The 20,750-nt window shown below is 39.7% G+C and carries 27 protein-coding genes; 7 read left to right on the plus strand and 20 right to left on the minus strand.

Features of this window, described 5'->3' with window-relative positions; all coding sequences use genetic code 11:
• Nucleotides 1-258 precede the first annotated feature (258 nt).
• From LCD34_RS02610 to LCD34_RS02625, 4 genes are read left to right on the plus strand one after another with little or no spacing between them, the layout of a single operon-like run.
• On the plus strand, nt 259-1,797 hold the full coding sequence (locus tag LCD34_RS02610; RefSeq protein ID WP_224558468.1) for a hypothetical protein: 1,539 nt from the start codon (nt 259-261) through the stop codon (nt 1,795-1,797).
• A 1-nt stretch (nt 1,798) separates the two neighbouring features.
• On the plus strand, nt 1,799-2,299 hold the full coding sequence (locus LCD34_RS02615; RefSeq protein ID WP_224558469.1) for a stage II sporulation protein M: 501 nt from the start codon (nt 1,799-1,801) through the stop codon (nt 2,297-2,299).
• A gap of 21 nt (nt 2,300-2,320) precedes the next feature.
• Entirely contained in the window at nt 2,321-2,866 is a 546-nt protein-coding gene (locus LCD34_RS02620) for a hypothetical protein (protein WP_224558470.1), read from the plus strand.
• Nucleotides 2,859-3,527, plus strand: coding sequence for an ABC transporter ATP-binding protein (locus LCD34_RS02625; protein WP_024718783.1), 669 nt, complete (start codon nt 2,859-2,861; stop codon nt 3,525-3,527). The genes LCD34_RS02620 and LCD34_RS02625 overlap by 8 nt, the downstream gene beginning before the upstream one ends.
• A 52-nt stretch (nt 3,528-3,579) precedes the next feature.
• On the opposite strand, the gene LCD34_RS02630 is transcribed toward LCD34_RS02625, so the two are convergent.
• Nucleotides 3,580-3,873 (minus strand): CotD family spore coat protein, encoded by a 294-nt coding sequence (locus LCD34_RS02630; RefSeq protein ID WP_008342559.1) that lies wholly within the window; start codon nt 3,871-3,873, stop codon nt 3,580-3,582.
• 183 nt (nt 3,874-4,056) lie between these two features.
• Between LCD34_RS02630 and LCD34_RS02635 the strand changes: the two genes are divergently transcribed.
• On the plus strand, nt 4,057-4,374 hold the full coding sequence (locus LCD34_RS02635) for a hypothetical protein (RefSeq protein ID WP_035391001.1): 318 nt from the start codon (nt 4,057-4,059) through the stop codon (nt 4,372-4,374).
• Between the two features lie 27 nt (nt 4,375-4,401).
• Complete coding sequence (locus tag LCD34_RS02640; RefSeq protein WP_224558471.1) at nt 4,402-4,623, plus strand: hypothetical protein; 222 nt, start codon at nt 4,402-4,404, stop codon at nt 4,621-4,623.
• Between the two features lie 36 nt (nt 4,624-4,659).
• Here LCD34_RS02640 and LCD34_RS02645 read toward each other — a convergent pair whose 3' ends face one another.
• The 4 genes from LCD34_RS02645 to LCD34_RS02660 form a co-directional block, all read right to left on the minus strand.
• On the minus strand, nt 4,660-6,000 hold the full coding sequence (locus tag LCD34_RS02645) for a sugar porter family MFS transporter (RefSeq protein ID WP_007501378.1): 1,341 nt from the start codon (nt 5,998-6,000) through the stop codon (nt 4,660-4,662).
• Between the two features lie 84 nt (nt 6,001-6,084).
• Nucleotides 6,085-7,506, minus strand: coding sequence for an L-arabinose isomerase (gene araA / locus LCD34_RS02650; RefSeq protein WP_024718779.1), 1,422 nt, complete (start codon nt 7,504-7,506; stop codon nt 6,085-6,087).
• A gap of 17 nt (nt 7,507-7,523) precedes the next feature.
• Complete coding sequence (locus LCD34_RS02655; protein WP_041506853.1) at nt 7,524-8,228, minus strand: L-ribulose-5-phosphate 4-epimerase; 705 nt, start codon at nt 8,226-8,228, stop codon at nt 7,524-7,526.
• Nucleotides 8,222-9,847 carry a xylulokinase gene (locus LCD34_RS02660; RefSeq protein WP_224558472.1) on the minus strand — a complete coding sequence of 542 codons (1,626 nt, stop codon included), beginning with the start codon at nt 9,845-9,847 and terminating at the stop codon, nt 8,222-8,224. Before LCD34_RS02660 ends, LCD34_RS02655 begins: the two co-directional genes overlap by 7 nt.
• 272 nt (nt 9,848-10,119) lie before the next feature.
• Here LCD34_RS02660 and LCD34_RS02665 point away from each other — a divergent pair, with 272 nt between their 5' ends.
• A complete protein-coding gene (locus LCD34_RS02665) occupies nt 10,120-11,214 on the plus strand; it encodes a GntR family transcriptional regulator (RefSeq protein WP_224558473.1) in 1,095 nt (364 codons plus the stop codon).
• A 23-nt stretch (nt 11,215-11,237) separates the two neighbouring features.
• On the opposite strand, the gene LCD34_RS02670 is transcribed toward LCD34_RS02665, so the two are convergent.
• The 15 genes from LCD34_RS02670 to LCD34_RS02740 all read right to left on the minus strand — a co-directional run bounded on the left by LCD34_RS02670 (nt 11,238) and on the right by LCD34_RS02740 (nt 20,739).
• Complete coding sequence (locus LCD34_RS02670; RefSeq protein WP_186365186.1) at nt 11,238-12,254, minus strand: serine hydrolase domain-containing protein; 1,017 nt, start codon at nt 12,252-12,254, stop codon at nt 11,238-11,240.
• A gap of 10 nt (nt 12,255-12,264) precedes the next feature.
• Nucleotides 12,265-12,720 (minus strand): MarR family winged helix-turn-helix transcriptional regulator, encoded by a 456-nt coding sequence (locus tag LCD34_RS02675; protein WP_202394234.1) that lies wholly within the window; start codon nt 12,718-12,720, stop codon nt 12,265-12,267.
• Nucleotides 12,721-12,814: 94 nt separating this feature from the next.
• On the minus strand, nt 12,815-13,540 hold the full coding sequence (locus LCD34_RS02680; protein WP_017358064.1) for a DsbA family oxidoreductase: 726 nt from the start codon (nt 13,538-13,540) through the stop codon (nt 12,815-12,817).
• A gap of 148 nt (nt 13,541-13,688) precedes the next feature.
• The gene (hxlB, locus tag LCD34_RS02685) at nt 13,689-14,246 is read right to left on the minus strand and encodes a 6-phospho-3-hexuloisomerase (protein WP_017358065.1); all 558 of its coding nucleotides are present in this window, start codon (nt 14,244-14,246) and stop codon (nt 13,689-13,691) included.
• Entirely contained in the window at nt 14,243-14,875 is a 633-nt protein-coding gene (hxlA, locus tag LCD34_RS02690) for a 3-hexulose-6-phosphate synthase (RefSeq protein WP_007501390.1), read from the minus strand. Before hxlA ends, hxlB begins: the two co-directional genes overlap by 4 nt.
• Before the next feature lie 338 nt (nt 14,876-15,213).
• On the minus strand, nt 15,214-15,552 hold the full coding sequence (locus LCD34_RS02695) for a winged helix-turn-helix transcriptional regulator (protein WP_034646559.1): 339 nt from the start codon (nt 15,550-15,552) through the stop codon (nt 15,214-15,216).
• Between the two features lie 89 nt (nt 15,553-15,641).
• Nucleotides 15,642-16,511, minus strand: coding sequence for an alpha/beta hydrolase (locus LCD34_RS02700; RefSeq protein ID WP_008342580.1), 870 nt, complete (start codon nt 16,509-16,511; stop codon nt 15,642-15,644).
• 53 nt (nt 16,512-16,564) lie between these two features.
• Entirely contained in the window at nt 16,565-16,942 is a 378-nt protein-coding gene (locus LCD34_RS02705; RefSeq protein WP_008342582.1) for a hypothetical protein, read from the minus strand.
• Nucleotides 16,943-16,960: 18 nt separating this feature from the next.
• Nucleotides 16,961-17,308 carry a YxiJ-like family protein gene (locus tag LCD34_RS02710; RefSeq protein ID WP_224558474.1) on the minus strand — a complete coding sequence of 116 codons (348 nt, stop codon included), beginning with the start codon at nt 17,306-17,308 and terminating at the stop codon, nt 16,961-16,963.
• 59 nt (nt 17,309-17,367) lie between these two features.
• On the minus strand, nt 17,368-17,766 hold the full coding sequence (locus LCD34_RS02715) for a hypothetical protein (RefSeq protein ID WP_173408137.1): 399 nt from the start codon (nt 17,764-17,766) through the stop codon (nt 17,368-17,370).
• 47 nt (nt 17,767-17,813) lie between these two features.
• Nucleotides 17,814-18,290, minus strand: coding sequence for a hypothetical protein (locus tag LCD34_RS02720; RefSeq protein ID WP_224558475.1), 477 nt, complete (start codon nt 18,288-18,290; stop codon nt 17,814-17,816).
• Nucleotides 18,291-18,329: 39 nt separating this feature from the next.
• A complete protein-coding gene (locus LCD34_RS02725) occupies nt 18,330-19,013 on the minus strand; it encodes a DUF7003 family protein (protein WP_144684035.1) in 684 nt (227 codons plus the stop codon).
• A 23-nt stretch (nt 19,014-19,036) separates the two neighbouring features.
• Nucleotides 19,037-19,645, minus strand: a complete 609-nt coding sequence (locus tag LCD34_RS02730) for a hypothetical protein (protein WP_224558476.1) — start codon at nt 19,643-19,645, stop codon at nt 19,037-19,039.
• Nucleotides 19,646-19,701: 56 nt separating this feature from the next.
• Entirely contained in the window at nt 19,702-20,331 is a 630-nt protein-coding gene (locus tag LCD34_RS02735) for a hypothetical protein (RefSeq protein WP_017358072.1), read from the minus strand.
• Between the two features lie 24 nt (nt 20,332-20,355).
• Nucleotides 20,356-20,739: a DUF2750 domain-containing protein gene (locus LCD34_RS02740; RefSeq protein ID WP_224558477.1), complete on the minus strand. Its 384-nt coding sequence runs from the start codon at nt 20,737-20,739 to the stop codon at nt 20,356-20,358.
• Between the last annotated feature and the right edge of the window lie 11 nt (nt 20,740-20,750).

A 20,750-nucleotide genomic window follows, 5' to 3' on the forward strand; every position in this document is an offset into this window, starting at 1 on the left:
TATTTAAATTTTTGTGCAGGTGAGAAGATGTTATATCCATTATTATCACTACTTCTATTCATTAGACTGGAGCAACAGTATTCTAATATCGCTCAGTTCGTTATACGAAAAATTCCATTTCTCAAGTCGTTTTCTTCAAAACAGTACATATTTTTTTCTTGTATTCTTGATATCATATTCGGATGCATGATTGTATTCGTGATTTCTTCATTTCTTTACTCCCCCGTCTATCAAATAGAATGGGAAAGTGCTTTTGTGATGTTTTTATTTTTATTTTCTATCGTCAAAGGAATTGAATCTTATAGAAGAACTCATCTTCTTCCTTTTAAAGAATTGATACAGCTAGCACCTGTTTCCTCTAGACAACTTTTTCAAACGCTTCTGTTTTCTGAATTGATTTGGCTTGTGTTTACGAGTTTGAGCACTTATTTGATCTATTTTTTGTTCCAATATGATATTGTTCAAACACACGATCTGGCATTCTGGTTAAAACATGTCAATGTGATGCTGACAAGTATCTTCCTATTTATCATCAGCAATAAGATATTCGGTGCTTATATTTATAACATCGTCGTAAAAAAAATCGGGGCCATTCGTGTCCTCTTTTTTGCAAGCATCGCTTTGCTTTTTTTCTTTTTCGGAAGGGTTCTCATATTAAACATCATTTTCCCTTTTTATCACACCTTCCAGCAACTATTTCAATCGATCTCATCGCTTGCAGAGGATTCGTTTTGGATCACTCTTTCAAACAAGCTGATCTCTTTATATCAACATGATCTTCAGCAAATGCATCATGCTTTATTTTCAGATGGCTCTGTTTTTCTACAATTTCAAGCCCTTTTTAATTCACCTATTACATTGATTGTTGTGATACTAGGTAGTGCGCTTGTCATGAGAAGTCCTGTTCGATGGATTCCAACGGAAAAAGATCAAGACCAAAGCTCAAAGCATTTTCGGGATTTATTTTATTGGTACTTTCAAGTACTGCATAAAATTCAGGGTTTGTTGTTTAGACAAAATGTGTTGATTCAAAAAGACATCAAGCTGCTGAAAGAAAAAAGGTGGCTCTTATCTAAAGAATTTTTTAATTATATGTTCATGTCATATGAAGCCTTCTTTTATATTGGTGTTTTTACCGGATTGATCTCGATCATCGATCATCAAGCCTTGCAAATTCAGCTGCTATTCACACTCAATATTATGATACTAGCAAATCAATCTTATGAGATGAGAATGCTGACACCTTCTATTTTTGCTTTAAGTGCTGAAAAAAAGAACATTTGGCTTTACGAGCTTTCTCAAATATCTCTTTTGCAATTTTTCTTATCAAAAATCCAGTTATTTTATTGTTTATTTTCCATACCAGCACTCTGTTTACTATTCATTAATCTATCTATTATGACTGTGTATCAACTGTTTCATGTTCAGATGCTCATTCAACTGGTGGTATTAGGGGTTGGCTTTTTCATTTTTCCTTTGATTCAGCTTTACTTGTTTCCATTCACAACGAAATTCAATTTTATTCATGAGCATGAAATAGGGACAACAAATGAGGAACTAGAGATCATCGATAAAGGTCAGGCATTTGCCAGAAACTTTCTTGTTCTGCCTTTTATGTACTATTTGATTTTGACCTCTTTTCTCCCTATATTGCAGGAGTCCTCAGGGCTCGTAAACGTGCTGTTCGCTATATATTTTGTGATCGTTTCAGTGATTTGCTGGATATTATGCCGCAAGACCATTAATAAAGGAATTGAGTATGTTGAAAAAAATAAGATATTTTCTATCGGAGAATAGATTGATTCTACGTCTCGGCTATTTTTACGCCGGTGTATTTATTGTAGCTTTGCTCATTGGAAGTCTCCTTCCTTATGATCAGATTCCTTATTTAAAAAAGGATGAAAACATATTTTTTCTCTCTATTTTTTCAAACAATTTACAGGTTGGGCTTGCCATTCTAGGTATCGGGGCTTTTACTGGCGGCATTATGTCTGCTGGCATTCTTTTTTATAATGGCTATATCATCGGAAAACTCATTCAGTTTTTGATAGCCCATCATGAAGTGAAGCAGTTATTCACTGGCCTCATGCCGCATGCTTTTGTTGAGGTTCTTGGTTTGATCCTCTTTTCAATCGTCAGTGCTTTTCCATTCATTTATCTTTACCGGTTTATGAAAGGTAAGGCCATTGATGTAAGAAAGCTGACTCGGACTGTGGTTCAGTTAATCTTTTCCGCTGTAGTGCTCTTGTTGATTGCCTCTCTTTTAGAGGAATATGTCAGCCATGTACATCTATCTTAGAAGAAAGGAGAATGTGGTTCTATGGAGCTACTTCTACGCCCTAAACAATTTTTCAATCAACATCAATCGATCAAAACCATTGTAGGTCTTGTCTTACTATCTTTATTTGTTTCGACTGTTTTTTTAACATTTTTTATCATTGATTTGTTAGTAGAGGAGCCTTTATCTGCTGGAAAACAATTAGCCAGCATTGTGTTTATCTTTTTACTGACAATCCCGCTTTATTTCATATTAAATTTTCTCGGTACTGTCGTGACTTCGATTTATATGTACTTTTTTCATAAAACGTTTATTTTGCGCAAAATGTATTTTGTCATCTTGCTTTATAATGCGTTGCTTCTATTAGTGAATAGCGCAGCAATCTATTGTGTGATGGTACTCGATTTAGATCATTATTTTATCTTCATCCAAACGGTTTCTTTTTTGATCAACTTGTACCTTTTACGCATCCTATATGATGGGATCATTTATTATGCTAAAGGATCAAAAAAAGCCGCCCTTGCGACCGTCATCTTGTATATGCTGGTGACCACTGTTTTTGTTATTGGAGGATTTATCAATGGCTAGTTTGCAAGTGTCTCAGCTATCTTTTCGTTATGAAACAACTGAAGAAAGCTCTCCCCTCCTTGATCAAGTATCCTTTCATCTGAAAGAAGGTGATCGTGCTTGTATTATCGGAAAAAACGGCAGCGGTAAATCGACACTTTTAAAGATCATCGCAGGTCTGCTTCCTTCAGTATCCGAAACGGTTTTACTCAACGAACAGCATCATCCTGGGTCAGCTCTTTATAAAGGGTTGGTTGCGTACATCCCAGATAAGCCTTTGGTTTATGATGCGCTGACTGGTATTGAGCATATGACTCTTATACAGTCACTATGGAAAATGAATCAGTCAGAAAAAGAGGTATACAAAAAGACCTTTCTCTCGCTTTGTGATGCATTTGATTTAACTCATGCACTCAAGATGCCTGTCAAACAATATTCACTAGGTATGAGATATAAGCTTTTCTTTAATTGTATGGCAGCCAGATCACCAGAACTAATCATTCTTGATGAACCTTTTACATCTCTTGATGAGGCATCTCAAATGCAGTCTATTTCTTTATTAAAAGAAGAATTCTCTGATCAATGTGTTTTATTTACAAGCCATCAGCGCTACCTTTATTCAGAATTAGGAAATCGTTTTTTCGAGCTTGATCACGGACAACTAAATGAAATAGAGCGTTAAACATACAAAAGGCATCCCATCACAGGATGCCTCACTTCTATATACCATTATCTTACCATTTACAGCGTTTGACCGGGCGGCAGCAAGGATTCTTGATATCACTGCCACAGTCATATTCTTCCACAATATACTCATTTCGAGTAGATTGCGTTACAGGGTAGTAGTTTTCAATTCTTTTGATGTTTTTATTGACGTTTGTGATATGAGTTGGATGAATCTTTCTGATCGTTTGTTCATTTGTTGTCGTGTTGACAATTTGACGTGTAGGGGATACAACCGTTTCAACTTCTCCATGATTCCCCCTGCGAGGTCCAAAGAAAAAATTGTCTAATCGATTCCGGCTCATCTCAACACCCCTTCAAGTTGTCTTTCACTTACACTCTATCGTATGTAAGAGGCGCGATTAGTGATTAGATGCTTGTCTATTTTTGATAAAATCCGCTGGTGATCTAGTCGTCTCTTTCTTTACAATAGGACAATTTTAACATATTATACAAATGACCTCTTGTGAAGGAAAGGACATTCATTGATGAAAACAAGACATAAGCTTTTTTCATTTTTCATCCTGCTCGTCGTGATCATCACCCTTCCCTTGCTGTCGCCTATGGTTTTTACAAATGCGACTGAAAGAGGAGCGATACGGCATGCCATTTATCAAGAAGGCTACCCTTACCAAAGCTATTTTGCTATTTTGCAAAAAAAGGACGGTGTAGACCCTCAATATGGTCAGCTGTATGATGTGTATTGGCAGGCTTGGAAAAGTGAGACGGGAATGACGCCTTCCGTCTGTTATTCAAAAAAGATAGAAGACCATGAATTTAAGGTCAGCTGCGGAACTGCACCGTAACATTTTTCAATAACTTTAAAATAAGAGGTGAACGATTTGATCAACACAACACAAACCATCGAACGAAACAAACTGGACATTGCACTTGAACTGACGCAATTGCACTTGAATCGATATGAAGCAAATCATCCTGATCAGCTGAGTGAAATTTATGCGAAATATTATGCGCTTCTTGAAGTGCTGGACGTATCCTCATCTGATCAATTAATGGATTTACTGCCAGATGAACTGAAACAAATACTTGATTAAAAAAACCATCTATCCTGTGTGGATAGATGGTTTCCTTTAGACACGTGCAGCCATATCGGTTTCGATTTGTTCTAAGCTTCTTCCTTTTGTTTCGACTAATACAAAGCGAGTGAACAACAGGCCAATTAAGCAGATGACCCCAAATGAAGAGAAAATGACGCCAAAGCTGAATTGGTCAGCCAAGATTGGGAACACAAGGCCAACTGCTAATGATCCCGTCCAGTTAAAGGCAGATGAAATGCCCGCTCCAATGCCTCTTACAGAAAGTGGGAAAATTTCACCAATAATAATCCATGTGATTGGTGCCCATGAGAAGGCATAGCACAAAATAAAGCAGCAAAGTGAAATCAATGTGACCCAGTTTAATATGCCTTCACTCACTCCGAGCGCACCTAATGCCGCTGGTGCAAAGAAAGACAGGGCCATCCCCGTTCCCCCAACTGTGAGAATCGTTCGGCGGTCGAACCGGTCGACGAATTGTAAAAAGATCACGGTCGTCACAACAAATATGACACCAACAATGACGGTAAAACCTGCGGCAACTTGCGGAGCAAGACCTACATTTCTTGCGATACTCGTTGCATAATACACAATGGAGTTCGCCCCCTGTATTTGCTGGAGTGTTGCCATTCCGACCCCAATAAAGAGAGCCATTCGGAATTTCTTTTGAAATAATTCACGAATGCCTGAGCGTTCTTCTTTTGCTACTTCTAAAATTTCTTGCATTTCTGCTTCAATCTCTTCACGTGATGAACGAAGTGATCCTAATACTTCACGTGCCTTATGAGCCATTCCGTGTTTAATTAAATATCTTGGAGATTCAGGAAGTTTCAGCATGCCAATATAAAGCACGATCGCAAATAAAGCAGCACTTCCCAGCATCCAGCGCCAGCTGTCTGGAATTGGTTCAAACACAAATGCGACGATATAGCTAAGCAATAATCCACTCACAATCATCAGCTGATTCAGGCCGGACAATTTCCCACGAATTTTGGCCGGAGCGATTTCAGACATGTAAGCAGGCACGAGCGATGAGGCTGTCCCTACAGCTGTTCCTAAGAAAATCCGGGCAATGGTTAATGAGATTTCTTCTGGTGCAATGGCTGAGCCAAGCGCACCGACAAAAAAGATAATCGATGACACCAAAATGAGCTTTCTGCGGCCAAACTTATCCCCCATCAGACCGCTTAAAATGGAACCAATGATCGCCCCGCCCATTAATGAAGAAACGACGATGCCAAGCCATAACGGGCTGAGCTGAAATTCTTCCTGAATGTGCCCTTCTGCCCCTGCGATAATACCAATATCATATCCAAATAAGATACCTGCAAAGGACCCGAAAAAGAAGATAAATTTACTTGATACTTTTTTCTCCAAGTGGATGACCCCCCTCACTTAATAAACCGCTTTCATTTCTCCCTGCCATTCTACCGTTCACAGTAGAATGCATTTCACCCTTCTTTATAAAACCACATATTCTGCATTCACAAGCTTTGCAAAATGAACAATTTGATCAACCGTTAAATTGAGAGATACGACTGTATGATGACCTCCGCCGTGCTTAATCCATGCTTTGACGCCATCTTGAAAGTTCGGTTTGATTTTCCAGAGGACTCGTGCCACCGGTAAATGTGGTGCTGCTTCCTGCGGCTCAAAGGCTTCCACTTCTTGAATCAGCCATTTGAAATGTGTTCCAAAATCAGCAATGGAGACAACAACGCCCTCGCCTGCTTTTCCATCAAACACAAGACGTGCTGGGTCTTCCCGGTTTCCAATGCCTAGCGGAGACACGACAATGACAGGTTTTGTATGTGCAAGCGCAGGATCTACTTCTAGCATATGAGATTGCAGCACTGCTTCCTGACCAGCAGTCATTTCATATGTGTAATCTTCCATAAAACCAGTCGATTGATGATGGCTCATCACCTTTAATAAACGATCCAGTGCGGCGGTTTTCCAATCCCCTTCACCCGCAAAGCCATATCCCTTTGCCATCAGTCGCTGAACGGCTAAACCCGGAAGCTGCTTCATACCATGTAAATCTTCAAAGTTTGTCGTAAAGGCATTGTAGCCGCCTTCATCTAAAAAACGCTTGATGGCAATTTCATATCGTGCCTGCACTTTCACACTTTGTTCCCATTCTTCCGCCGAATAGCTCCCATAATCCACGTCATATAACGTTAAATACTCAGCAAACAGAGCATTAACTTCTGCTTCTTCCACAGCATTTACATAGTTCACAAGATCGCCAATTCCAAAGTAATCAACAGTCCATCCCAGCTGGATCTGCGCTTCAATTTTATCTCCTTCTGTCACAGCAACGTGGCGCATATTGTCACCAAACCGAGCCACTTTAATGTGGAAGCTCTCATGATAGGCAGCCGCAACGTCCATCCAATCAGCGATTTGCTGCTTCACCTCCTGCTTCGACCAATGACCTGCAACGATTTGGTTTTGCTTATTTAAACGTGCATTGATATAGCCATACTCTCTGTCTCCATGTGCCGATTGATGGAGATTCATATAGTCCATATCAATCGTGTCCCACGGAATGTTTTCATAGTATTGAGTGACGAGATGCAAAAGAGGCTTTTGCAAAAGAGACGTACCACGTATCCACATTTTTGCTGGAGAAAACGTATGCATCCAAGTCATCACACCGATGACCTCATCACGATAGTTGACCTCTTTCATCAGCTCTGTGATTTGATCCGCACTGACCGCCAGTTCCTGCAGAATAATTGGATAAGGCAGCAAACCGCTCTCATTTAAGGCATCTGTTATCTTTTGCGCATCTGCCTTCACTTGCTTCAGTGCCTCGTCCCCATATAAGTGCTGTGACCCGACGACAAACCAACATTCTTTCTTCTGACTTGTTAACATAGAAATCCCTCTTTTCTTTATCTTGAAGGTTTTTGTCCGTAATACGCATGTGTTCCATGTTTTCTTAAATAATGTTTATCTAAAATCACCTGCGGAAGAGGCTCCGCATATTCGTTCAATTGCTTTGCAAACAGGTTCATTTTCGCTACTTCATCTAAAATGACACTGTTCGTTACCGCACTTTTTGCATCTTTTCCCCACGTAAAGGGACCATGACCTTGTAGCAAAATACCAGGAACCGCCATGACATCTATCTGTCTTTTCTCAAACGTTTCAATGATCAAGTGTCCTGTTTCCACCTCATACCCGCGATTCACCTCTTCTTCTGTGAGAAATCGAGCGCACGGAACAGGTCCGTAAAATGTATCTGCATGTGTTGTGCCCATTGCTGGTAAATCAAGTCCAGCTTGCGCCCATACCGTTGCCCACATTGAATGGCTATGTGAAATGCCGCCAATTTCCTCAAAGTGTTTGTAAAGAACAGCATGTGTGGCAGTATCGGAAGAAGGATTGAATTCTCCCTCGACCACTTGACCGTCAAAATCGACCACGACCATGTCTTTTGCTGATAATTTGTCATACGCTATGCCGCTTGGCTTAATGACAAACAGTCTACTGTCACGATCACACGCACTGACATTGCCCCATGTAAATTTCACAAGTCCGTACTTTGGTAGATCTAGATTCGCTTGAAACACTTCTTCTTTTAAACGCTCTAACATACAGGTGCCGCTCCTTTCTGTGGCGTCAAATGTTCTACTGCCGCTTTTTCTATCGGGAGTCCTTCTTGATAGCGCTTTATAAATTCCTCAAAACCTTTAACATCCAGTGGATCAGGATCAATAAGCTCTTCTAATGTATGGGCAAATACTTGATGCTTGAGAAAATGGCTCAGTGTTTGCTGCTGGTGATTGATCATATATGAAGCAAGGACCGCCATCCCAAACGCACCGCCTTCTCCCGCCGTTGATACGACGGATACAGGTGTCCCGAGTGCAGCAGCGACCATTTTTTGCCCAACTATCGGTGTTTTAAATAAACCGCCATGTCCTAGTAAGCGATCAATCTTGACTTGTTCATGTGCTTTTAACCGATCCATCCCGATTTTCATTGCGCCAAATGCAGAGAAAAGATGCGTCCGAATGAAATTAGCAAGGGTAAACCGGCTTTGAGGAGATCTAACAAAAAGGGGTCTTCCTTCTTTTAGTCTCGTAATATTTTCACCAGAATAATAGCCATAGCTTAAAAGCCCGCCCCCATCATGATCTGCTTCTAAAGCTTGATTTAATAGGGTTTCGTACATTCTTTCTGTTTCAACTGGCTGACCCATTGCTTCAAACGCTTCTCTGAATAGATTCATCCAAGCGTTGAGGTCACTTGTACAATTGTTGGCATGAACCATCGCGACTGGTAGGCCATCTGGTGTCGTGACAAGATCCACTTCTGGGTACACACCTTTTAGATGATGCTCTAACACAATCATGGCAAATACAGATGTCCCAACTGAAATATTCCCAGTTCTCTTTTCCACACTGTTTGTTGCGACCATTCCTGTTCCTGCATCACCCTCTGGTGGGCAAAAAGGGATACCTGGCTGCAACTGTTTGCCTTGGTCTAAAATCGCTGCTCCAGCTGCTGTTAACACACCAGCTTCTTCGCCTGCTAAATAGATGCGCGGCAAAAGATGACGAAGCTTCCACGGATAGCCTTTTTCTGCAATCAATGCTTCAAATTGATGAAGCATCACTTCGTTGTAATCCTTCGTTTTTTCATCAATGGGGAACATTCCCGACGCATCGCCAATTCCGATGGCCTGCTTCCCTGTTAGCAGCCAGTGAATGTAGCCGGACAACGTGGTCACATACTCTAACCGGGACAGATGTTTTTCCTCTCCTAATATCGCTTGATATAAGTGAGCGATGCTCCATCTTTCTGGAATATGAAATTGGAATACATCTGTTAGCTTTTGACTCGCCTCGGTCGTTGTTCCATTCCGCCACGTTCGAAACGGGACGAGGACTTCTCCTGTATGATGACAGGCGACATAGCCATGCATCATCGCAGATATCCCGATGGAGCCAATGGTTTGAATCGTCACCCCATACAATTGTGCAGCCTGTTCTTTCATTTGACGGTATGCCACTTGAAGACCTGTAATGATCTCAATTAAGTTGTACGTCCATATTCCTTTTTGAAGAGAACTTTCCCATTCAAATGCACCTTGCGCAATTGGCTGAAACTCTTCATCTATTAAAATCGCTTTAATTCGTGTGGAACCAAATTCAATGCCCAAAGATGTCCTGCCTTCTCTAATGGCTTTGGCCGCCTTTTCACGATTCATTTTGTTCACCTCCAAGATGATAACGGTTTCAAATATCTTTTTCGTTTGATTCACCTTTACCTGTGCACAAAAATAATATAATATTTGTCCGTACATATGTCAATAATAAATATATTTGTACATACATAATCAGACAAAAACTTTCATATTCTCTAAGGATTAGACGGTAGACACTGCAAGCGCCTGTTTTTGATTGAGCAACCATGTTAAAATATGTCCATACAAGTTCTTCTCAACCCGAGTAGAGGATCAACTGTGAAAGAAGTGAAACGATGAAAAAGAAGTACCAGATCATTATAGATGATATAAAAAGCAAAATACTGACAGGGGATTACCGGATCGGGGAGCGTATTCCAACCGAATCAAGCTTACAAGAGATGTATCAAGTAAGCCGGCATACAGTGCGAAAAGCCATCTTGGAATTATCGAGTGAAGGTTTTTTAAGAAGTGAAAAAGGCTCAGGCACATTTGTCACCAATCAATATCAAACAAAACCTGCTGGACATGCTCATATGAAAACGATTGGCGTCATCACCACATACATATCCGATTACATTTTCCCGTCGATCATTCGGGGCATCGAAAGCCGATTAAATGAAGAGAACTATTCTTTGTTACTGGCGAGTACAAATAACGATGTGGAGCAGGAGAAAAAAGCGCTTGAAATGATGCTGTCCTTTGGTGTGGACGGATTAATTGTCGAACCGACAAAAAGCAACTTATATAATCCAAACATTTCGTACTACCTATCCTTTAAAGAACAGGATGTACCGCTTATTATGATCAATGCCTACTATGAGCAGTTAGAGGTTCCCTTCCTTTGTTTGGATGATGTGAAGTCCAGCTATTTAGCAACAAAGGAGCTGATCACCTCTGGACATCAGCACATTGGACTGATTTCAAAAACAGATGATTTACAAGGAAAATATCGAATGAAAGGCTATATTCAGGCACTTGGTGAAGCGAAGCTCAATTTCCTACCAGAGCATGTTCTTTTTTTCGATACAGAATCGAAGCAGTATTTGGGCGATCATATCAAAACCTTTTTACAAGCACACCAGCATGAGCTGACCGCCCTTGTTTGCTATAACGATGAAGTCGGGTTAGAAGTAGCAAATGTATGTAGTGAAATAGGTTTATCTATTCCAGATGATCTTTCCATTATTGGACAGGATAACTCGTATATTGCCCAAAAAAATGCCCATGTGAAACTGACAACGCTGACACACCCTCAAGAGCAAATGGGACGAGATGCGGCAGACTGGATGATTAAAAAAGTACAAGGGAAAAAGAATCTACCTGATCGAACATTTTATGAGCCTGAACTCGTTCCTGGTGAAACGATTAAAGAGCTGAACGAAAGATAAAATGAGCCCTCTTCATAGAAGGCTCATTTGACTTTAGGCTCTTGTTCAAGCATATTCATCACATCATAGGCAATTCGGTCGGGAGAATCTTGCGTGATACGATTACGATAGTTAGACAAGACGACCACTCCTGTTTTTGAATGCGGGCGGAAGCCCATGAAGCTGGAGAAACCAGAAGTTGCCCCATTATGGCAAATCAATCCCGTATCATCTATGACCCACCCGAGTCCCATTGACATGTTTTTCCCTATCTTCACCTTTGGCTCGTGGGTCATTTTCCATGGAGAAGCGGCGTCTGCACTCATGTGTGCAGAGAGAAATGAAAGCAAATCAGTGACCGTCGACCGAATCGCACCAGCCCCTTGATAGTCATGCATCTGAAGCGGAGGAACCTCTTTTCCATTCTCTTGATGACCGAGGATCATCTTCTCTTGGACATCCTCCTTGATCGTAATAAAGGTGTTCGATAGTTTCAGCTCATCCACGATATATTCAGTCAGCAGCTCTTCATATGTTTTGTGAAGAGACCATCCCATGATCAACCCGAGGAGTCCCATCCCTACATTGGAGTAACGAGATGGGTATTCTTTTCGCTCATTCCATTTTTTCGAGTGTAACAATTTCATTAATTCATCAAGGGAGTATTGACAGTACATATCTCTTCTCACTTTTGGAAGGAACCTTAGTTGTAAATCTCTGAGAAAACGATATGAAGGAAGTCCAGACGTATGGATTGCCAGCTGTTCTATTTGAATGGGGTGATTCTTTCTTATTTCAGGACAATACAGTGAAATGGAATCGTCTAGCTTCATCTGCCCTTTTTGAATCATGCTTGCCAATATACTTGTCGTAAAGACTTTTGAAATAGAGCCGATTTCAAAAATGACCTCCTCAGGCTGGACGCGCTGCCGTATGGGGTGATCTCCGAAATGAAAAACGTGTCTTTCTCCTTGATGAATCAGTCCGATCACAAGCAGTGCCTGTTTCTTTTTCTCCGTATAAGAAGAGGCAATTCGCTGTACTTCTTGTTTGAGCATCATCAATGGATCATCATCCTTCCCCTTCATTTTGATCTACAATCAATTGATCAAGCTTTGTATAAATGGATGTCAATGTGTTGATCTCTTCGAGGCTTAATTTTGAATAGTATTTTTCAATGATCGCAAGTTCTATCTTTCTCATATTCTCCAAGTACGTCTTTGCCTTTTCAGAAAGTTCAACGTGCAATTCCCGACGATTTTGCGGGTTGATGCTGCGGCGAACCCATTCTTTTTTTTCAAGCGTGTTTAACAACTGGCTCACAGCACTTTGGGTGATGCCTAGTTGCTGAGCAATTTGAATAGGTGAGCTTCCCCCTTTTCGCTCTACGAAATCAAGGACAATGTGCTGCTTATCAGTTAACTCATCTACAAATAACTCTTCAAACTCTAATCGGAGCTTTTGATGGATGCGCGCTTCGATTTGGTTTAATTCTTGAATCATCGTTGTTTTGGATGTCACTGTCATCACCTTCATAATTAAGATAACTTAAGTATAAAGGTGTATTAATTATTAATCAACAAAAATCCCTATCTTTTATCAAAGATAGGGAAAATGCCGATTATAATTCTTCTTTTGGCGAGGGCACTGCACATACGCCATCTGCACATGCTTCTTCAAATGAAGCATCAGCCGCTTTCTCCGTTTGCGCTGCCTCTTCTGTCCAAGCCGTTTCAAGTGCACGAAGGAACGTATCTGCTGGCTGTGCACCAGCAACCGAATATTGATCATTAATCAAGAAAAAAGGCACAGCAGAAATCCCGAGCTGTCTTGCTTCTTTTTCGTCTTCTCGCACATCGTCTGCAAATTCTTGCCCGTCTAGAACCTTCTGTACTTCGTTCTGATCAAGGCCTGCTTTTTCTGCGATATCTAAAAGGGTTTGACGATCACCAACATGCTTTCCATCTGTAAAATACGCTTGAAACAGCTCTCCCATGACGAGATCGCCTTTTCCCATTTTTCCAGCATATTGAGCGAGCTGGTGGGCATCAAAGGTGTTTGTCAAAACGAGTGGATCGAATTGAAAATCGATTCCTTTCTCCTTGCCCGCCTGTTTCACCTGTTCATTCATCGCGATGGCCCGGCTACGGCTCATGCCATATTTTTTGACAAGCATATCATGCACATCATAATCCACTGCAACAGGTGCATTCGGATCAAGCTCAAAGCTTTTAAACTCTACTTCTACCTGTTCTTTATGAGGGAATTGCTCAAGCGCTGTTTCCAACTGTTTTTTTCCTATATAACAAAAAGGACAGGCGATATCTGACCAAATTTGCACTTTCATCTTCATCTTCCTTCCGTTGCTTACGTTTTTTCTTTTGAGATGTAACTATTATAGTTACATCTTATCCTATATGTCAAGTGATCCTTCTTTTTAAGTACCATGTATTAAAAAAACCTTTCCTTCAAAAAAGGAAAGGTTTTCATCACGGCTATTCTAAGTTCGCATGGTGACCGTACATTTTATGGGTGTCGAGCTTTTTCATTTCCATCAATCTCAAGATGACCGCATCGTACATAAGAAGCAAAGTTTGCTCAAATAATGAGCCCATCGGCTGAATCGTATGATGATTTCCTTCATGTTGATCCTTTGGCGCACCTGAAAGTAAGATGACTTCATCCGATAGATCAGCTATAGGTGACTCAGCTGAAAGCGTGAACGACGCCACGCTTCCGCCAATCCCCCTTGCCTTTTTCGCGAGCACAAGCAGCGTCTCTGTTCGGCCAGAACCGCTCCCTACAATCAATAAATCCTCAGATGTAAAAGCAGGCGTATTCGTTTCACCGATCACATAAGCTTCGACACCAATATGCGTGAGTCTCATCGCAAACGATTTCCCCATCAAACCAGACCTGCCAGCCCCTGCGACGAAGACCTTTCGAGCCGCTAAAATGCTTTTGACAAGCTGCTCTCCTTGTTCGTCTTGAATAGCGGGCGAGTGCTCAGAAAGCTCGCTTAGAATGGCTCTCACATAGTCACTTATTTTCATGATTGTGCAATCAACTGCTTCATTTGCGCAGCCACTTCTGCTTTATTGTCTTGAGCCGCAATGCCGCCGCCGACAATAATCAAATCTGGATTTAATTTGACGACTTCAGGCAATGTATCAAGCTTAATACCACCTGCAATCGCTGTTTTCGCCTGTTTGACCACTTGTTTAATGGTCATAAGGTCCGCAAATGAGTTTTGACCAACCGCTTGCAGGTCATAGCCTGTGTGCACGCAAATATAATCTACCCCAAGCTCATCCAGCTCTTTCGCACGGCCGGCGATATCTTTGATCCCAATCATATCAACTAAAATTTGTTTCCCTCTTGCTTTTGCTTCCTTCACCGCTCCTTGGATAGACATATCTTCCGCTGCCGCAAGAATCGTGACGATATCCGCTCCAGCTTCAGATGCCTGCTGCACTTCATAACCGGCAGCATCCATAATTTTAAGATCCGCCAGCACACGTAAATTCGGAAACGCCTGTTTGACTTCTTTTACAGCACGAAGCCCTTCGTTGATCACAACAGGTGTCCCAATTTCCACCACATCAATAGACGCTTCTACTTCTTTGATCAGCTCGATCGCTTCTGGTATATTCACTAAATCTAACGCTAATTGTAATTTCATGAACGTTCACTCCCGTTTTTTCATCTCATCTTCAAGAGCTCCGTGAATAGGGCTTCTTGAACGATGAAATGAGTATAACAACAGGATGGAAGCAATCCAAGTACGCACTTTTTTTTTACATACTATACTTTTTCGCATATGGTTACAAAAAAGACACTGTCTTTTCGACCAGTATCTAAACGTACTGACAAATCCTCGCATTCGGTGTCAAGTCTGTGTTGTGATGCCGCTCCAGTACTCGTCCTTCCTAAACTGCAAAGGTTTTCAAGTCACGCTGAAAAGAAAACAAAGAGCTAAAATAAAATGATTTTAGCTCTTTGTCTACATCTATCGTCTTTCTATTTATCATCCTTTAAAAAATTGCTATCGAGATATTGTTTTCCCCAATCATACATCGCCTCTAAAATCGGCATTAAGCTTTCTCCGAGTTCCGTGAGAGAATACTCAACCTTTGGCGGAACGACGGGATAAACCTCCCGGTGCACAATGTGATCTTCCTCTAATTCTCTTAGCTGATTGACAAGCATTCTTTGCGTAATCCCAGGCATTAACGACTTTAACTCACCAAACCGTTTTGTCCCTTCTCTGCCAAGGTGCCATAAGATCAGCATTTTCCACTTCCCGCCGATAATATTCAGCGTCAGCTCTTTTTCACAATTGAACACTTTATTTTCCATTCTTGATGACAACAATATACACTCCTTTAATCTCAAACCACTTTATCATATACTGAGGCAAAATGGATTGCCCTAGCATACAGTCTTTGTTATTGATTTTGTTTTTTGACGAAAGCCATCACAGCCTTTGTCATCTCTTGCGCTTCTTTTGGCGCTCTGTCAGATCCAAACCATTTATTTAAATCACTGTGGCTCAGCGAATGAACCCGAAACACAAAATTAGAGCCTTTCTCATGATTGAGTTTTTCTGCAAATCGGTACACTTCAGGATTTTCCCAGCCTGTGACCAAATAAACAGGCGGTACATTCGTTTGATTCATATAAGTGACCGGTGATGCCTTTGTCCAGTTTTCCTCTTGTTTGCCAAAGACTTTTTTGTACGATGGAATGGCTTGTATAAATTGATTGATGTTTAACGGCCCATCTAAAATCACGATGGAATTGATCGTTTTTGGCGACAGTCCCACACGCTTTAAGTAAGTCGAATCTGTGGCCACCAGTGCCGTCAAATGACCGCCCGCTGAGTGACCCATGACATTGATTTTTGATGAGTCAATTTGATACTCATCTGCATGATCCTTGACCCATTTGATGGCGTTTGCCGTATCATCTGCCATCTGCTCATAGTTGGCATCAGGGTGAAGCCTATAATTCATCGAAACAAACACATACCCTTGACCGGTAAAATAATCCGCCTTTGAAGCGACTCTATTCTTATCGCCGCCTGTCCAGCCTCCGCCATGGAGATAGATCATGACTGGATGCTTCTTCTTTTTGTCTTCTTCTTTTCCCTTTGGCATATAGATATCCAGTGTTTGCTGTTTGTTTTGTGTGTCTGCATAATGGATGTTTGTCGTCGGCTTAGGCTGGTTGAAACGGAACACAAAAAATGCGCATACCAATAAGCCAGCGATGACTGCTGCAAATAAGAGCCATTTCATGATTCGATTCAATGTCATTGCACCTTTCTATATTGGGATGGGGAAGCATGATTCGCACATATGTAGAGAGACTAGCCCGATTCATTTGAAACGACTTGTATGACTTGAATCGTTTCACAATAAAAAGAAAAATACTGTTCTTCATAATCTTCGACAAAGTAATTCAAATATTCCCAGCCTCTATCCAAAAGTTGAATGTTCAAAAAAAGAGAGGAATCGTTTGTTAACTCCAAATCTTTGATTTGAACAGAAGAGACGTTGGTAAATTTCAGATGAATGTCTGCTTTATGGGTTGCAGATTCGTATGGGATGTGTAGATGAATACAGTTGATCAAGTCGTAATGTTCATTATACTCTTTAAAGTAGTGAAATTCATTGATTTGCTTTAGATGGTTGATATTGAAATCAGGGATTTGTTTCTGGACTTTTTCATCTAAAAACCATGTCATCGTTTGTCCTCCAAGAGGTTATTGTAGAAGTGCAATGATTTGTTTTCTTGTTTCTTCATGGTATTGAACATAGGAGTGCAGTAAAGGATATGATTCAAGGATCTGTTGATACGATTTGATTTGGGGATATTGCTCTTCAAATGACTGACGCAGCACGTTTAACTGTTTTTTCGGTATTCGTTTATGATCGATCACATAACTTAAGCTGCCTGCAACAAGTGAAAAAAACATATAAAAATCATCTGAGTACATACCGGTTTCTTCTTCAAAAGAGACGATTTCATCTGGATAAGATGAATCTAATAAGTATTGATAACGTTGTTTTACATCATCGAATAAACCTTGTTTATCACGGCTGATTCTCATGGTTTTTTCCCCAATCTCTCATTGTTTTTAATTCTTATTTAGATGCTAATGAGATCTTCCTATACACTGCAAATAAATTCTTGTGAATTGAAACATACGTTTTTCGATTCTATTGCGAGTAACATCCCATTGATGTTAAATAGAAAATTTGCATTTGAATCAAATTCTTCAAGAAGTACATTTTTAAGGTTCCCTATCCCATTAGGATGGTAACTACATTCAAAAATTTGCCAATTCATCTCTTCTTGTATCAATTCTTCAAATCTATCATTACCCTCACCCCCATTATAATAAAGACTCGCCACATTCATAAATCGCAATTCATGTTGAGTAACTTTATTTAATTCTGATACTTTTACGCTCAGTACTAATTCTTTATGAAACAAATCAAATGTGACTCCGAGTACATTACAACCCCCATCTAGATAATCGATCCATTTTTGTACACTATTAAACATCTCATTCACTCTCCTATTTTTTCAGGATGAACTCTATTCTTATCGTGTCACGGAGTTTGTAAATATTCTTCAAATGAAATAAAGTCCGCTTTTTTTCGAAATTCGCTTAAGATTTTCTGATCTCCTGTAAAAATAACATCTGTCGAATCAAAAAATCCGATTTCAAACACGGCTTGAGGGATAACGGATGTATAATTCACGTTCCAATATCGTTCATTATCTTCAATTTGAGGTATTGAAATAATATTCAAATGATCTATATGACGAGGCAATGCGGTCAAAACAGCGAAAATAAAAGAATAAGAATAGTCATGTAAGAATTTTTTGAAATGTTCATCCTTCAGAAATAAAAAATCCGTATAATCCGGCATGACTTCTGAATGAGATTGATTATTCCGATCATGAAGCATTGGGAGTGTCACATCACTTATGACCCAATGATACTCTTCTACGTTTAAATTGATTTTCTTTATTAATTCATTTACTTCGAATAGATTTTCCTCTTTTGCTAATACGATTCTCATTACTTGCTCCACCTCACCGATTTAAAACATCAGACGAAACTAAAAATATTCCACAGTATCAAAATCTGACCATAATCTCCAGTCAGTGTTCGTGTTTATATTTACAATGCATGTTGGATCTTGATAGATCAAACTCTTCGCAACCGATTGAAAAAAAGGAGATTGACTAGGGAGTTGGCTATGCGTTTCTGGATGAAACCATGATTCAGTTGTGTAGAGCGGTTTATCATATACATGCTGAACGATGTCAAATTGTTCTTGATCTGTCATCCATAAACTATCCAGCAAATCTTGATGTTTGGCCATTTCTCTTAACAAAGTAATCCATTCATTTTCCTCTGTTACATCAGCTTGGCATGACTCTGGTATTTGAACATGAAAATAGTCTCCATTTAATCTAATTAGTAAAGGATGCTTTGTGAACCCATGTTCTATCTCATCATCATCTATTATTTCATGATGATGATCCACGAAATCAAAAAGCTCATCCAGTAGAAAATTGATTGATCCATTCTTCAAATCATGACCAATCGCAAAAAAATCAATAGACGGTCCTACCTTCGATAAACCGAATAATTGAATCGTGATCAGCCAATTTTCCTCTCTAGTAAATAGAGAAAGCTTCCCTTTGGCAAAATCAAAGTTCCCATTATCTAATAATGGAAACTCTTTATTTAGAAAAGACTCATCTAGTATAGATAACACATTGTCTATTTGATTCATGTCTTCCTCCTTATGAAGTTATTTCATTCTACGTTTGTATAATTTCGAATCAGTTCTTTTCTAAAATCATCAGGAAGTTTTTGATTCGGAAATACAACTGAAATCCAGCCTAATACAATCTCATCTAAAATTCTCCACGTTTTTAACAATTGTTTATTCATTTGTTCTAATTGAAGAATCGCTAGTACTCCTATCTCATAACCTCTGTCGCCATAAATGATCCATTTCGCAGAAGGGGAAACCCATATCACACGTGAAGCAATATCCATTATGCTATCATTTACACTCTCTATCGGATAATCCGTTAAGAGATCGAGGTAATCACTTGGTGTGAGGTTTAACGGTACTTTCACCCAAGGATAATAACCAAAATCATGATAATAATCATCCATGCTCTTCTGCTCATCTAATACAGCCATGAGTATATAGTCATCATGATGATTCAAAGCTAAACCTTTTAACATTTCCCAACCATCATCTGATAACAACCAATGGAATTCTTCGAATAAATAATGAGGGGTTTTCGTTTTCAACACTTGATCAGGGAATGTATTCGTACTGTGAATGAGCGAATGAACAAACGATAGAACATGTTCAAATTCTTTTGGATCGGATATAAACAAATGTTTCACTTTATGCTCCTTTCATATCTTCGGGTAAGTCTATCATCAGTCATTAATAATTCATTTCACCGCTTGTAACATGACGCATAATGAGAGAGCATTTGAGTGTCATAATCATTGAATGTTTTTTGATCCTTCAATAATCCTTCAAACCAATTTGCTAAAACAGGGTGATCCATTGGTTTCCACCCTTCTTTTAATAACCTATTTTTCACAGAATCTTTTGTTGATACCATTCCTATGATACAAATTTCCATATCTCTATCTGCCCAAATCGCCCACTGCAAAGAATGAGCTAACCAGACAACTATATTCGAATTCGTGATTATATTATCCGCTATGGAACCTTTTGGGTGCATCCATAGTGCATTTACATAATCCTCACCTGAAATGTTCACACTCGCTTTCAGCCAATGATAATAACCAAATTCCTTCAAATAATAATCAATTGGATCTGGTTGAAGGACTGCAGTCAAAAATTCTCTATCTTGTGTAACAGTTGATAACTCTTTTATGGTTGGTAAAATATCATCACTCAATGCCCAATCAAACTCTTGAAACAAAAAACAATCAAATGTCTTACGAAAAACTTGTTGTGGCAGCTCTTTATTTGTTTCAAACACATGGTCTACTAAATTCTGATAGAATTTGAACTCTTTTTCTGAACGAATAAATAAGTCTTCAAGCCGTTTCAAACAACTACCTCCACTCTTGTCGAACTAGTAGTTTTTTAATTCTTCCTCTATATCTTCTTTTAATGTTTGAATTTCAATTGACACCGAATTATTTCGATTATAGAAAATGGACGGATTGATTCCATCTGCTAACATTTCCGGCAGCCACTCTTCTATAAAATCGTCTAAATCAATCATTTCTGGCACTGTTTTTTCCCATTGATCGATCGCACAATAAGCGGCATAATCCTCTGTCGGCCAAAAATGAAGCTGCGGTACACGATAATCATCCTCTGACATCACCCATCCCTTCTCGTTTCTTAATGACCAAACCTCTTCAAAATCAACAATCTTTTTGATGAAATAGTCATAACGCTTTTTCGCAGGTAATTGCATGGTGGTTTCTAATTCTTTCGGATGCATGGACATTGCGTCACTCC

This window comes from Bacillus sp. RAR_M1_44, assembly GCF_020165935.1.
GTDB lineage: Bacteria > Bacillota > Bacilli > Bacillales > Bacillaceae > Bacillus > Bacillus altitudinis.